We start from the raw sequence: 13,930 nt of genomic DNA, 5'->3' as shown, positions 1-13,930 counted from the left end.
CAGAATGCGAGAAAGAATTATCTTTCCGCAAAGAGACCTAAGTAGTAACGCGAAAAAAGACGTTAACCCAGCCATATTTTGCATGGACATGGGTTAGCGTCTTTTCATTTATCGTGCATTTAATTGGCTTTCGACAGCAAGTAAAGGAAATAAGGGGTAACCAGTATGGTGATAATAATTCCGGTTGGAATATCTGCACCAAAACTAATCGTCCGAGTAAGTGTGTCAGCAATTAATATGACCAGTGCACCAACCATTGCAGTGGTAGGTAATAGTAGCTTATGATTGGGACCTACCAGTCTGCGAGCCAGATGAGGACTAACCATCCCCACAAAAAAGAAATTTCCGCCAAGTGCCACGCTACCAGAAGCCAGAGCCACTGCTGCGATCGTCAAGCCGATAAATTCCCTTTTAATGGCTACGCCGAGCCCCGATGCTGTCTGATTTCCCAAATTCAGCGTATTGAGTGTGTTAGACCTGTAAAAAACGTAAAGGCAGATAATCAGCACCCAGGGGAGCAGCACCATAATATAGCTCCAGTCATCCCCCCATAGGTCTCCAGCCTGCCATCTCAGAGCAAAGTCATACTGTTGCTTATCTAGCCGGAGTGTCAACATCAGAGATAATGCGCTGTAGCCACTCCCCATAGCGACACCGGTTAAAATTAAGCCTGTAGGTGAGATGTCTCTTCCCCGCCTGAAAGCAAACATAAAAATCAAGAAAGCTGCCGTAAGGCCGCCTGCAAAAGCTAGCCCTGGAAGAAGAATCGGCGATAGCAATCCTTCACTAGCGAACAACGTAATATACATAAGTACAAATAGCCCCGAGCCTGAGCTGATGCCGAGTGTCCCCGGACTTGCCATGTCGTTTTTGAGCAAGCTTTGCATGATACAGCCTGATATCCCCATGCCAATACCTACCAATATGGAAAGCACAATACGCGGCAGTCGAAAGTCAAACACGATCAGGTTCTGCTTGCTCGTTCCTTCGCCCATGATGACCTTGAAAACTTCGAGTGGAGACAGGTTCATTTTCCCAACATTCATACTGAGTACAGCCACTAGCAGTGTCAACACGGTTAACAGTAAAATAATGCTAATACCCCTACTATTGCGGGACAGTTTCAACTAAACTCCCTCCTCTGCTTGCGCACAAGGTAGAGAAAATAGGGTACGCCCACCAAGGCAAAAATAATGCCAAGAGGTGTTTCATGAGGGCGATTGATCAGTCGTCCAAGTAAATCCGCCGCCAACAGAAAGACTGCTCCATACAAAGCTGAGGCCGGGATAATAAACCGATAATCCGTTCCGACCAGATGGCGCATAATGTGTGGCACGATCAAACCAACGAAGCCAACAGGACCGACCACAATAACCGATAACCCCGTCAGAATTAATACAATTAGGGTTGAAAACAACTTAATCCTGTTCGCACGAATACCCAAGCCTGATGCCACATCCTCCCCGAAGCTCAGAATCGTAATCGAGGGGGAAAGCGCGATGGCACAGACCAAACCCACTACAAACAGTGGCGCAATGAAAGCTAATTCACCCCACTTGGCACTGGCTGTACCACCAGCAGACCAGTAATCAAGGGCTTGGCCAATCTCATACTTAATAGCGATAAACGTACTAAATGCACCAAAAAGCATGGAGATGGACATTCCTGCCAGCACCAGTCGCTGAGGCGTCATTCCCCGCTTGCCTATAGATGCGATGTAATACGTAATGCCTGTAGTGATTGCTGCACCTAGGCAAGAATACAGCATGGTTTCTCCGTAGGTGCGACCAGGCAAAAAGGCCATACATAACGCAATAGCAAATGTTGAGCCTGAACTTATACCAATGAGTCCCGAATCCGCTAGTGGATTACGAGTGGTTCCCTGCATAATCGCCCCGCACACAGCTAAGCTGCACCCTACAATGATGTCCGCCACAGTGCGTGGAAAACGCAAAGTATGAATAATTTGGTGTTCCGTAATATTGGGATCAAATTGAAATATGGCCCCCCACGCCAGCTTCAAGCTCATCTCCGCAGCACCAAAGGTGATGGATGCTGCGGAAACTACCAAGAGCAGGAACACGCCCACGATCATGTAGCTTACAAAATGAAATATTCCTTTTTTATTTGGTTCTTTGTGAGTAGACATCGATTACACCCTTAGTTGGTCAATTATGCATCGTTACTTTGTCTGTTCCAGTAATTTTCCAATAATATAATCTAGCTGTCCTGTCATACTAGCAACGTCTGAATAATAGAACAGTCCTGCATATTTCGCTGGAATTTCGATAATGTGTCCATTTTTGACGGCTGGAATACTGTTCCAGATTTTGGTCTTCGCATACTCAGATTCCTTACCTTCCTGCTTAAACCACAGGACATAATCGCCAAAGTATTCAGCAGCTACCTCGTAGGATAAAGAACCTCGATTCTCTCCGGAATTTTTAACCAATGTGTTGAGCTTTTCCGGTTTGTGAAGTCCAAGATAATTGTAAAGCAACGTTCCTCCACGTGAGCCTGTTTCATAATAAATTCCGTAGGAACCACTGCCCCAGTCCTCGAAAATACTAAACGTTTTGTCCTTGAATATATCGGAATTTAGTTTTTCTTTGGCCTGACTCAACTTGCTTTCAAATTGTGAAATCACTTTGTCCGCTTCTGCTTCATGTCCTGTAGCCTGACCAAGGAATTTCAAACGTTCTAGGGAGGTCATTTTATCCTCAGGTATCACAAGAACAGGAGCAATTTTGGACAACTTATCATAATCCTTTGTATCATATGTAATGATGAGATCAGGATCATACTTCATAATTTCCTCGGTTTCCCACTTTTCAATATTGGGGATGTCGTTAAACTTATCGTAAAAAGGCATCGTTTCTTGTTTCCATCCCATGACTGCGGCCGGCTTAATCCCTAGTGTAAATACATCGCCAACATACCAGTTCACGACTACCCGTTGAGGATTAGGGGGCACCTTCACATCTCCTTTTACCGTAGAGACTGTACGCGTATCAGAATCACTGCTTACCTCTTCCTTCGTGGACGACGCGGGTTTAGCAGATGAATCAGAGGAGCTGCCAGCATTCCCACAACCTGAAATAACGAAAATCACTACGAATAGTGCACATAAAATCATGTGAAACTTCTTGTTCATCATACGATGCATGTTGTAAATCTCCTTTGAAATATAGTAAGTGCAAAACATACTTAAAATTAATGATATTGATAATCATTATCACTAATATAAAATTGTAAATTTCTCCTCTGTTATTGTCAACTGTTTCTTTAAGTTTTGTTTACTTTAATGGGTTTTCCAACGTTCCCCTTCTATTTGCTTCATGCCATTCCTGATAGATTCCTCCTATTTCATAAAATGCTTTATTCATTGCATTGGTTAGCTCCGTCCTAATCTCTTTGGTATATTTTAAATGAGTATTTTTGTTATCCACTTTATATTTACGAAGCAAATTTAGATGAGCAATGATGTGAATCGTATCTTCGATGATCCAATACATCACATCCTCTACATCTTTCGTAAGCTTATTTAGCATCTGTACGCCTCTTTCATACATTTGGAGCGTGTACCCCCGTTTGCCAACTTTCACATACGGACTTAGATCATCATAAAAATCCGTACGGAAAGGTCGTCTTACATATTGTTCATACTGTTCTTCGTACATCGAAGTTTGTTCAAGCAGCTTAATGGTCATATCTATGATTTCTTGTTCGTTATATATTTGTTTCATCAGGTTTTCCCTTCCCTCTCTCTACTAAATAAATTCAAGTCATATGGACGAAAGCATCGGCTATTTTATTGGTAGTGGTATCCCTGATCTTCAATGGAACATACGCGCTCGCAGCTTCAGCAACATCAACGTATATCGTTACTTTTCAACAAGCAACCCTGGTATCGAATGACCATGTAGGCAACGATTGGGCCATCGCTGCTCAGGTGGCTGGTCAGTCCATTAGTGAAGGTAACAGCGTAAAAGTAAAGGCCAAGTCGGGTGGCAGTATTAAGCTATATGCATACACTGAGGAACAAGACAAAATTCCTGATGTAGGCGAAGCCACTAAAAATGTAAAGGTCTCTTCGGTTTCTTCCAAAGGTTCTACCGTTAAGTTAAGAGTCACTGTTACTGAAAATCGTGGACGATACTCAGGTCATCAAGCTGTTTGGGAATTCACCTATAAGATGAAGAAACAATCATAAAGCACTATAAATAGACCGTCACTCTCAGGAGCGGCGGTCTTCATATTTTACAAGTCAGGACAACTAGGTAGATACCATCTCGGGATATAAATTTGAAAGTAATCATATGCCTCCAAAACCTCTTCGGCTCGTTGTACCATATCGTCTACCTCTTCTTTGCCAAATGGAATGGCCCAGGGAATCGATGAAAGCTGATTGCTTGCAATATACAGTGCCATTAATCTAAAAAATAAATCCGGCACATCATTATTGAAATAACCGTGGATACGGCCCGAAGCGAATAAAGGACTTAATGCTGCGCACCAGGTAATTCTATTGAATTCTTCCCAAGGATCACCATAGTCCATTCTATTAAAATCGATGATACCCAGTTCACCAGATGGGGTAACCACCATATTGCCCACATGATAATCCCCATGCTGAAAAGTCTGGGGACGATTTTCTAATAAATGACGGTTTTGCTCAATAAAGCTTATGGCATGATCTGCTCCCTTTAGGGGAATACCGCATGACTTATAGTTTGTAATATATCTATTGATTTTGCCATTATAATGTTCAGCCCATGGGACTCGATCTTGCTCCGCATGAATCTCATGCATTTTTTTCAATGCATCTCCTGCTTGAACTCCAAGTTGATACTGTTGTGCTGCAGCTAACGTAGGGATCATCTCTTCAGCATCTTTCCCTTCGATCCAGGTGAACAGGGAATATACAGATTGACCATCATTACAAAGCCCAAATTCAAGCGGCCGGGACATTAATAGATTCTCCACGTGATTCAGCTTTTTTAAAGCTTCAAACTCGCGTTTCTTTTTATCATAATGAGCAATACCCGCCATTCTTATCAGCAAGTCCCTACCATCAGTGGTTTGAATATAATATTTTTTGTCACTGGACCAGCCTCTATGAATCTCTTCCACGTTGCTCCACGTGCTGGCACCCGGTATTTCACTAAAGAGTTGATTCACGCTCATCCCCCCACCTTAAAATAGCCTTACTTCCTATATATGCTTTCCATAGTTTACCTTTGAAATGACAGAGGAATCAATCTTCTTCCAAGAAAAACTCAAATAAAAAAGGCTGAAAAGACAAGCTGTCTCTTCAACCTCAATATTCACTGAGTTGCCATCATGAACACCCACCATTTGTGTTGTCAAATCAGTAAGCATAAGAAAACTCATGTTTAAATTCGTCTACCCGTTGAATGGTTTTCAGAATATTTCGACCTTCACGTGTGCCATCAATAATACGACGAGCTTGTTTACTATCCCCGATATTAATAACTTCAACTTGATGTTCTTTACCATATTCGAGCAAGCTGTCCATCAGCGGACTGTATGAACGCATACCCAAGCATACGAATCCAAGATCAAAAGGAATCTCAAACTCCTGTTCTCCATGCTTTACTTTGAAACGGTCGCTACACACTTCTGTCAAAGCTGTTTCCGTATGGACGTTCACTTCCCGCTCCTCTACCATTTTCATCATGGAGATCCGGGTAATCATATCCAGATCTTTACCGAGTAGCGGCATCATCTCAATAATGGAAACCTCTTGTGCTCCACGCTCTGCGTAATATTCGACAACATCCAGTCCCACAGCTCCGCCACCAACTACAGCAATGCGTTTACCTTCAAACTCCTGGAATTTCTCCATGTTGTGCAAAAGATCAAAGATGGAGAACACTTTTGTCCCCGGTTTGCCCAGTTGCTCATGCAAACCTGCAATGGGCGGAAGAAGTGGTGTGGCCCCCGTCGCATTGACAATAATATCAGGATTCAGGGCACTAATCCTCGCCAAATCGGCTCGGGTCCCTGTTACAATGTTCAGATTGGTTAACTGTTTGGTGCGTTGAATCAGATAATCAGGGAAATCATTGATGCGTGTTTTGTCTGGCAAGCGGGCAATATCACGGGCCAAACCGCCCAACTCTGGTTTCTCCTCAAAGAGGGTTACTTTGCAGCCTACTTCGGCTGCCGTACATGCTGCTTCCATCCCAGCGGTACCCCCACCGATCACAACAACCTGAACGTTGTTTTTAACACGTTGTTTCCGGTATTCAGCTTCCTTGAACAGATCCGGATTTACCGTACAGCAAATCGGTTTACTTTTGGAGATACGATGATCGGCACAACCAATGTTGCAAGAGATACATTTTCTAAGCAAATGTTCGTAGCCGTTTTGCACTTTAAGCACCCAGTTCGGTTCTGCAATCAAGCCTCTACCCATTGCCAGAAGATCCGCGTCACCTCTCTCCAAAATATCCTGCGCAGCCTGCGGGCTCCGAATATTACCTGAGGTCATCGTGACCTTCCCGAATTTTTCTTTTACCGCTTTGGCCATATATGAGCGCCAACCATCTGGCAGGTTCATCCCGTCAATCTGGAACTGGATGGAATCATTCAGAGCAGCAGAAACATTCAAAATATCTACCTCATCATTAAGATACTCCAATAACTCCAGTGTATCTTCCAGTGTGTTCCCACCTTCTGTGAACTCTTCCGCGCTAAAACGTAAGCAAATAGGGAAGAATGGGCCCACCACTGAACGAATTTCATCAATGACTAATCTGGCAAAACGGGTACGGTTTTCTGCGCTGCCGCCAAATTCATCCGTGCGTTTATTATACATCGGCGAAAGAAACTGACTCAGCAAGTAAGAGTGTCCCGCATGAATTTCAACACAGTCAAATCCTGCTCGTTGCGCTCTTCCCGCTGCTTCTCCGTATTTGCGCACAATGGCGTAAATTTCTTCTTTTTGCAAAGGTCTTGGAATCGCTCCGCCCTTTTTAGAAGGAATATTCGAAGAAGATACAGGCTGAATTCCGTTCAGTCGTCCCGCATAAGCTGAAGCACCCGCATGGTTAATTTGTACAGAAACACAAGCTCCATAAGAGTGTAGGGCTTCTGTTAATCTAAACAGTCCGGGAATAAACTGATCGTTATCCATACGCAGCTGGGTTGTTCCGTTTGTACCCATTGGGAAATCCAGACAAACATTTTCTACTGTTATCAAGCCGGTACCACCTTTGGCCCGTTGCACGTAGTAGTCAATATGATCCTGAACAAAGCTTCCGTCCATGGCAGCAAAGTTAGTTCCCATTGGGGGCATAACAATCCGATTTTTCAAGGTCATGCGTCGTATGGTTAGAGGTTCAAAGATAGCAGGATAGTGGTTCATTGTTCTTCCTCCTTGCGAGTGTACAAATTTCATGTTTAAGCTTCCATTAAAGCATTCTCGTATGTGATTTTTTTCACTTTTGGGAATATCAAGATGTTATTGAGTACGATCATTCCCTATGACTTGATTTTATATCATCTAATCCATAAATTCTAATGCTATTTTATGTACTAAATCATAGTTTTAATCTATAGATTAACTGGAGTTATAAATAAAATAAAAAAGGAACAATCCTGTGAGGAATGTCCCTTTGGTGTGGAAAAATCATGCTTATATTCTGGTATCCATCTACCGGGCTGTTCTTTTGAAACCGTTGGGTACACGCTCCAAAATCCCTTCCCTAACATATCTGTCCAGCAGTCCACACATTGTGGCATATCCATTTTTTCTGAATAAAGGTGCGTAGGCTGGGGCTTTAGGAGAGGTATTCAGATATTTAAGGAAAAATCCTTCGTCGATCACCTGGGTATCGTAAATATAAGCCTCAATAGATGTATGTGTGCCGTTCTGGGTGATGCTCCCCAATATTCATAAACAGACAATGATTGGTCTATCCCCTCATGTCTCATTGCTGTTTTCTTTCCTCCTATCCATCACTAGAAGTGCTCCATTCAGAAAACAAAAATCCCTTGCCCGAAAAGCCGGGTGAGTCCAATGAAAGGAAACACCCCGGCTTAACGTCAAGGGAGACTGTCTATCCGTATCAAGATTATACTTTTAAATCACCATCATAGGTGGCAATCATATTGTACAGTTCAGGACGACGGTCACGGAAAATACCCCATTCAATCCGTCCTACTTCCAGCTCATCCAGGTCAAATTCAGCAGTAAGCACTTCTTCATCGGTACGACCCGCTTCTGCAATCTTGTTACCTTGATGCCCGGCAATAAAGGATGAACCGTAGAATGTAATACTGGAGTCCTCGTCCGTTTCAGTTCCGATCCGATTAGAAGCAATGACTGGAATCAGATTGGAAGCAGCATGACCCAGCATGCAAGTCTGCCAGTGATCCTTGGAATCAATGGCAGAATCCTGCGGTTCAGAGCCAATAGCTGTTGGATAGAACAAAAGTTCTGCGCCCATGAGCGCCATACAGCGGGCCGCCTCAGGATACCATTGATCCCAGCACACGCCTACCCCAATTTTGGCATAACGTGTATTCCATACTTTAAAACCGGTATCGCCCGGATTAAAATAAAATTTTTCCTCATACCCAGGACCGTCCGGGATGTGGCTTTTGCGGTATTTACCTAACACTTCACCGTCTGCGTCAATGACAGCAAGACTGTTGTAGCGCGCGTAGTTTTTCTTTTCATAGAAGCTGATTGGCAGCACAACCTGTAATTCTTTGGCGATTTTCTTAAAATGGTTAACCGCTTTGTTGTGCTCCAGCTCAGTGGCATATGAATAATAATCAGACTTTTCCTTCTGGCAGAAATATGGAGTCTCGAACAACTCCTGCAGCAAAATAATTTGTGCGCCCTGCGCAGCCGCTTCACGTACTAGCTTCTCTGCTTTACTAATATTTTCTTCGATATTGGTAGAGCAGCTCATTTGAGTTGCTGCCACTTTTACTTTTCTCACTTTAGTCCTCCTTTTAGATGTTGTATCGTTCAACGCTTTACAGCAGGCATCTGCTGGGTCGTACAGTGCACGTTACCGCCTTCACGGATGACCGCCATACCGTCTACAGTACGAATGGTGCGATCTGGAAATACATTTGCCAGCACTTGCTCAGCTGCAAGATCACTCTCAGCGGCAGTGCCGCCAAACACTGGCAAAATAATACCGCCATTCACAAAATAGAAGTTAATATAACTCAGTGTCAATCGGCTGTCTTCATAATCCACACGCGGCGGCTGACCGATTCGAATCACTTCCAGCTTACGGCCTTTGGCATCCGTTGCTTGCTCCAGAATGCGCAGGTTTTCCTGCGTGATTTCGTAATTTTCATCCTCAGGATCATCACACACTTGCATAATGACCTTCCCAGGAGCTGCAAAACAAGCAATATTGTCCACATGACCGTCTGTTTCGTCGCCACTAAGACCACGTTTTAGCCATATTATCTTCTCGGCACCTGTATACTCACATACATGCCGTTCAATTTCTTCTCTGCTTAATTCCGGATTTCGGTTGGAATTGAGCAAACACTCTTCGGTTGTAATCAGTGTGCCTTCGCCATCTACGTGCAGTGAGCCGCCTTCCATCACAAGCGGTGCATCAAACCGTGGAACTCCAAGTTTGTCCAAAATTTGCGGTGCAACCTGGTCATCCAGGTCCCATGGAGCGTATTTGCCACCCCAGGCGTTAAACTTCCAGTTAACACCTGCCAACTGACCATGCTCGTCTGTGAGAAAAGTAGGGCCGTTATCACGCAGCCACGCATCGCTGTGCTCAATCGGCAGCAGTTCTACCCGTTCCCCAAGTTCAAGCGCCTTGACGCTCTCCAGATCATCCGGATTTACGACCACAGTAACTGGTTCAAATTCCGCCATAGCGCGTACAATTCCGGCATAGCCCTTGCATACATCAGCATGCATATCCGGGTAAACCATTGAAGATTTTACAGGCCAAGAAATATACGTGCGTTCATGTGGCGCCCATTCAGGCGGCATCTTATAATGTGAATCCTTAATTTGCATGTATTGAAGCTCTCTTTCTTTTTCATAATGTGACTCCGCTCCTATCATACAATAATATGATCTTTGTCTCAATCGAAGCGGAAAACTTTCAATAATTTACATTCACGTTGGAGTAAATTACTTTGAAAACGTGATTGCTTTCACTGTATTACCATCAAAATCCTTCACTGTGAATTGTGCACCCTCCAGCACACCGTAAGAGGATGGAAAGTTTTCTTTTGGCAGCGAGATCGAACCGGAGTTCAGTATAAAGATCCCATTTTCCACATCCGCTACCGGAATATGAGTATGTCCCTGGATAAACACATCTCCCGCTTCTAGTGGTGGTAAATTTCCGATACTAAAGCCATGTCCGTGCGTGACATAGATTCTACGTCCTTCATGGTATAGCAAAGCATAATCACCCATCATAGGAAACTCAAGTAGCATCTGGTCCACCTCTGCATCGCAATTTCCACGCACAGAAACGGCAATGTGGGACTTGTGCTTATTCAACAGTGCGGCCACTTCTGCCGGATTATACCCTTCTGGTAACGGATTACGTGGTCCGTGGTACATATAATCTCCGAGCAGGACAAGACGATCGGCTTTCTCCTCCCTGAACTTTTCCAGTGCCAATTGCAACCAGTGCAGCGAGCCGTGAATATCTGATATAAACATCAATTTCATAATTATTCTTTCCTTTCTGAATAGGCTAAAAATATTCCACTTAAGCACATTATTGCATTATTCCCTGAACAAATCTGTGCAAAAATGTTCTTTCGTTTGGTAATACTCTTTTTAAGACAATAAACTACAGCTCCGTGTGTGCTGTTGTTTATTGTTAGTTCCTTTTATAATTGTACTTATCATCTTCGGTAATTTTACGGATGATCTTGCAAGGGTTTCCAGCCGCAATCACACCAGAAGGCACATTACCACCGATCCATCCTCGCTTCGCTTATTTAGATACAGAATTCAGATTTCTTTTAAAGTTTCATTGTAGGATTCCACATGCCCATTCTTCAGAACTGGAAAGCTACTCACATTGAAATTTCCACCAAATTACCTTCTGGATCTTTAATTACGCTTTCATAATAGCCGTCACCTGTCAATCTTGGCTGACCCACTACTTCATATCCTGCATGCATGAGCTGCTCTGTCTTTTCATTCACCAGTGCTTTACTTCCAACAGAAAATGCCACATGAGCCCAGCCCGTAATATTTATCTGTGGAGAATGATCTACACCCGTTTTACGCATAATCTCTAACCTTGCTCCATCCTCAAAGGTGATAAAATAGGACTCAAATCCTTTTGTAGCGTTATAATATTTATCGTTAGATTTTCCATCAAAGTATTGCTCGTAAAAGCTCTTCATCTTTTCTAAGTCTCTCACCCAGATCGCTACATGCTCAATCTTCATTATTTTCCTCCTTCTGCAGCCCTCATCATTAAAAAATCATTAATTTATACTGGACTCAATTTTCTGTATAGTTATTATTATCGTTTTAATAAGTCTTAATATATCTCAGTAATTAATTTTTGTCCAATCTAATACCCCTAAAAAATTAGCGACCGCTTCGTAAAAGAAAAAAAGCGGTCGCTATCTATAAGCCTTCATGTATATATTGTACTTAATCACTTGTTTTTATAAATTAACGTTTCAAGCTTTCACCGTTCGTAGCAATAACTTCTTTATACCAATGGAACGATTTCTTCGGATATCTTTCAAGTGTACCGCTGCCATCATCATGACGATCTACGTAAATGTAGCCATAACGCTTTTTGAGCTGAGCGGTCGATGCGCTGACAAGGTCAATACATCCCCAAGACGTATAGCCCAAAACCTCTACTCCATCCTCAATAGCTTCTCCAACTTGAACCAAATGATCATTCAAGTAGTTGATTCGGTAGTCATCTTCAACCGTTTTTTCGCCTTTTTCATTTGTAATCAGTTCATCAACGGCGCCCAGACCATTTTCAACGATGAACAGTGGTTTTTGGAAGCGATCATAGAACGTATTCAGGACATAACGCAGACCTTGCGGATCAATTTGCCAGCCCCACTCACTTGCCTCAAGATGCGGATTGATGACACCACCAAGGATATTACCTTCACCTTTGACTTTTTTAGCTTCGTCAGCTGTCTCACAAGTACTCATATAATAGCTGAACGAGATAAAATCAACGGTATGCTTCAAATCTTCGGCATCACCTGGTTCAAAGTGAATAGTAATTCCGTTTTCTTTAAAGAAACGTTTCATGTAACCTGGGTATTGACCTCTTGCGTGAATATCGGCAAATGCCATGTTTCTGTGATCAAATTCCATCGCAGCAATCACATCGTCTGGATTTGGTGTCAGTGGATAAGTAGGCATACTCAGCACCATACAGCCAATTTTGAAATCAGAGTTGATCTGATGACCGATTTTTACCGCTCTTGCACTCGCTACAAGTTCATGGTGAATAGCTTGATAAAGATCTTGCTCACTAAGTTGATCTTTTGGTGTGCTAATTCCTCCACTCATGAATGGTGCTTCAAGAATGGAGTTGATTTCATTGAAAGTCAACCAGTATTTAACTTTATCTTTGTAGCGATTAAATACAGTTGTAGCATAGCGCTCATAAAAATCAACAAGCTTACGGTTTACCCAACCATCGTATTCTCTGGACAAATGTAAAGGTGTTTCATAGTGAGATAATGTAACGAGTGGCTCAATTCCATATTTGTGAAGTTCATCAAACAAATCATCATAAAATTGCAAGCCTTTTTCGTTAGGCTCCAGTTCGTCACCTTTAGGGAAAATACGTGACCATGCGATAGAAGTACGGAATACTTTGAAGCCCATTTCCGCGAAAAGTTTGATATCTTCTTTATAATGATGATAAAAATCAATACCAATCAATTTCATGTTATCTTCTGTGGGTACATCCGTAACGGGACCCCAACCACCACGAGGAGTTACATCCTGAATTGACCAGCCTTTTCCATCTTCTTGATAAGCGCCTTCGAGCTGATTAGCAGCAACTGCTCCGCCCCACAGGAAATCTTTTGGAAACTGTGTACTCATATTTTCTCCGCCTTTGCTGATGTTTTTATTAACTAAGATAGAAACACGTTACCTCTATGCTTATGTGTTAAAAAGTACTTCTAATTGAATCTTAAGGTTTGTAACGCGTTTCATGTCAAGTATTATTTTAAAAACATCCAGAGCTTATCATTGTATTATCTCCAATAATTACTCCCATATTTATAACTCTTCTATTATTGAGTAAAATGACTATTCGTCAAATGGCGGATCTACATGAATATCTCTATCTGGTTCCGTACTTACCCAGCGTGTAAAGATAACCTGAAAGCCGGCTCGAGTCGGCGCGCAGGCAAAAGGACCCGCCTGTTGTCCCGTTTCATAAGGAAAACGTGCTACACGTACAGTGCGCCAGCTTTGATTTTCGGTTCGGGCTCTAATGATAACCGCATCCTGTAGTTGTGAAGCACGGATCGTGACATTTTTCCCTACCCAATCGGGTACAGGAGCTAATGACCAATCGGAATAGCCATCTGTGACTACGACTGCCAGTTGAGGAATTCCGTCATTTAATTCGATTCCGGCTTTAATCCACTTTTGTTGTCCTTGATACAGCATTATACCGGCCTGATCGTAGAGCTCCGTAAATGAGCCTAATTGAAACGTGACTTCGATGGCAGAGCCTTCTTCCCAGTCTGTAAGCAGGGAATGTCCGCTACTGCGTTCAAACCCATACAAAGTTTTTTCCCAGTAGTCGCTTCCTTCTCTGGTTTCAACTTTAAGGAACTGGTCTTCTTCTATGGATGATACAGGATGATTAGTCCATGTCCCTGTGGTCCATGCAATCGATTTTTGATTCATTAATCTCATCCTCTCATGCTT

General features: G+C 42.9%; 13 protein-coding genes. 1 reads left to right on the top strand and 12 read right to left on the bottom strand.

Features of this window, described 5'->3' with window-relative positions; genetic code table 11:
• Positions 1-119: 119 nt before the first annotated feature.
• From NSQ68_RS11850 to NSQ68_RS11835, 4 genes are all read right to left on the bottom strand, one after another.
• The gene (locus tag NSQ68_RS11850; RefSeq protein ID WP_342428917.1) at positions 120-1,127 is read right to left on the bottom strand and encodes an iron ABC transporter permease; all 1,008 of its coding nucleotides are present in this window, start codon (positions 1,125-1,127) and stop codon (positions 120-122) included.
• A complete protein-coding gene (locus NSQ68_RS11845) occupies positions 1,124-2,149 on the bottom strand; it encodes an iron ABC transporter permease (RefSeq protein ID WP_342428916.1) in 1,026 nt (341 codons plus the stop codon). The genes NSQ68_RS11850 and NSQ68_RS11845 overlap by 4 nt, the downstream gene beginning before the upstream one ends.
• 33 nt (positions 2,150-2,182) lie before the next feature.
• A complete protein-coding gene (locus NSQ68_RS11840; protein WP_342428915.1) occupies positions 2,183-3,166 on the bottom strand; it encodes an ABC transporter substrate-binding protein in 984 nt (327 codons plus the stop codon).
• A gap of 130 nt (positions 3,167-3,296) precedes the next feature.
• Positions 3,297-3,746 (bottom strand): Imm63 family immunity protein, encoded by a 450-nt coding sequence (locus tag NSQ68_RS11835; protein ID WP_307354136.1) that lies wholly within the window; start codon positions 3,744-3,746, stop codon positions 3,297-3,299.
• A gap of 32 nt (positions 3,747-3,778) precedes the next feature.
• Here NSQ68_RS11835 and NSQ68_RS11830 point away from each other — a divergent pair, with 32 nt between their 5' ends.
• Complete coding sequence (locus NSQ68_RS11830) at positions 3,779-4,213, top strand: hypothetical protein (RefSeq protein ID WP_342429108.1); 435 nt, start codon at positions 3,779-3,781, stop codon at positions 4,211-4,213.
• Between the two features lie 47 nt (positions 4,214-4,260).
• On the opposite strand, the gene NSQ68_RS11825 is transcribed toward NSQ68_RS11830, so the two are convergent.
• From NSQ68_RS11825 to NSQ68_RS11790, 8 genes are all read right to left on the bottom strand, one after another.
• Positions 4,261-5,181, bottom strand: coding sequence for a phosphotransferase family protein (locus NSQ68_RS11825; protein ID WP_342429107.1), 921 nt, complete (start codon positions 5,179-5,181; stop codon positions 4,261-4,263).
• 190 nt (positions 5,182-5,371) lie between these two features.
• A complete protein-coding gene (locus NSQ68_RS11820) occupies positions 5,372-7,393 on the bottom strand; it encodes an NAD(P)/FAD-dependent oxidoreductase (protein ID WP_307354139.1) in 2,022 nt (673 codons plus the stop codon).
• Between the two features lie 709 nt (positions 7,394-8,102).
• On the bottom strand, positions 8,103-8,978 hold the full coding sequence (gene aguB, locus NSQ68_RS11815) for an N-carbamoylputrescine amidase (RefSeq protein ID WP_025721082.1): 876 nt from the start codon (positions 8,976-8,978) through the stop codon (positions 8,103-8,105).
• A gap of 29 nt (positions 8,979-9,007) precedes the next feature.
• Positions 9,008-10,039 (bottom strand): agmatine deiminase family protein, encoded by a 1,032-nt coding sequence (locus tag NSQ68_RS11810; RefSeq protein ID WP_342428914.1) that lies wholly within the window; start codon positions 10,037-10,039, stop codon positions 9,008-9,010.
• Positions 10,040-10,156: 117 nt separating this feature from the next.
• A complete protein-coding gene (yfcE, locus tag NSQ68_RS11805; RefSeq protein WP_342428913.1) occupies positions 10,157-10,708 on the bottom strand; it encodes a phosphodiesterase in 552 nt (183 codons plus the stop codon).
• 353 nt (positions 10,709-11,061) lie between these two features.
• The gene (locus NSQ68_RS11800) at positions 11,062-11,442 is read right to left on the bottom strand and encodes a VOC family protein (protein ID WP_250244984.1); all 381 of its coding nucleotides are present in this window, start codon (positions 11,440-11,442) and stop codon (positions 11,062-11,064) included.
• 232 nt (positions 11,443-11,674) lie between these two features.
• Positions 11,675-13,090: a glycoside hydrolase family 1 protein gene (locus NSQ68_RS11795; RefSeq protein WP_342428912.1), complete on the bottom strand. Its 1,416-nt coding sequence runs from the start codon at positions 13,088-13,090 to the stop codon at positions 11,675-11,677.
• Between the two features lie 210 nt (positions 13,091-13,300).
• On the bottom strand, positions 13,301-13,909 hold the full coding sequence (locus tag NSQ68_RS11790; RefSeq protein WP_307354144.1) for a DUF1349 domain-containing protein: 609 nt from the start codon (positions 13,907-13,909) through the stop codon (positions 13,301-13,303).
• Positions 13,910-13,930 lie beyond the last annotated feature (21 nt).

The organism is Paenibacillus sp. FSL L8-0158 (genome assembly GCF_038592965.1).
Taxonomy (GTDB): domain Bacteria; phylum Bacillota; class Bacilli; order Paenibacillales; family Paenibacillaceae; genus Paenibacillus; species Paenibacillus polymyxa_D.
Note: the sequence above shows the minus strand (reverse complement) of the source record. Positions and strands in the feature narration are given on the sequence as shown.

What these genes read in the sequence shown, in the direction of transcription:
- NSQ68_RS11800 (WP_250244984.1), bottom strand. Translation starts at nt 11,442, where the DNA reads ATGAAGATTGAGCATGTAGCGATCTGGGTGAGAGACTTAGAAAAGATG.
- NSQ68_RS11845 (WP_342428916.1), bottom strand. Translation starts at nt 2,149, where the DNA reads ATGTCTACTCACAAAGAACCAAATAAAAAAGGAATATTTCATTTTGTA.
- NSQ68_RS11840 (WP_342428915.1), bottom strand. Translation starts at nt 3,166, where the DNA reads ATGCATCGTATGATGAACAAGAAGTTTCACATGATTTTATGTGCACTA.
- yfcE (WP_342428913.1), bottom strand. Translation starts at nt 10,708, where the DNA reads ATGAAATTGATGTTTATATCAGATATTCACGGCTCGCTGCACTGGTTG.
- NSQ68_RS11810 (WP_342428914.1), bottom strand. Translation starts at nt 10,039, where the DNA reads ATGCAAATTAAGGATTCACATTATAAGATGCCGCCTGAATGGGCGCCA.
- NSQ68_RS11820 (WP_307354139.1), bottom strand. Translation starts at nt 7,393, where the DNA reads ATGAACCACTATCCTGCTATCTTTGAACCTCTAACCATACGACGCATG.
- NSQ68_RS11790 (WP_307354144.1), bottom strand. Translation starts at nt 13,909, where the DNA reads ATGAATCAAAAATCGATTGCATGGACCACAGGGACATGGACTAATCAT.
- NSQ68_RS11795 (WP_342428912.1), bottom strand. Translation starts at nt 13,090, where the DNA reads ATGAGTACACAGTTTCCAAAAGATTTCCTGTGGGGCGGAGCAGTTGCT.
- NSQ68_RS11835 (WP_307354136.1), bottom strand. Translation starts at nt 3,746, where the DNA reads ATGAAACAAATATATAACGAACAAGAAATCATAGATATGACCATTAAG.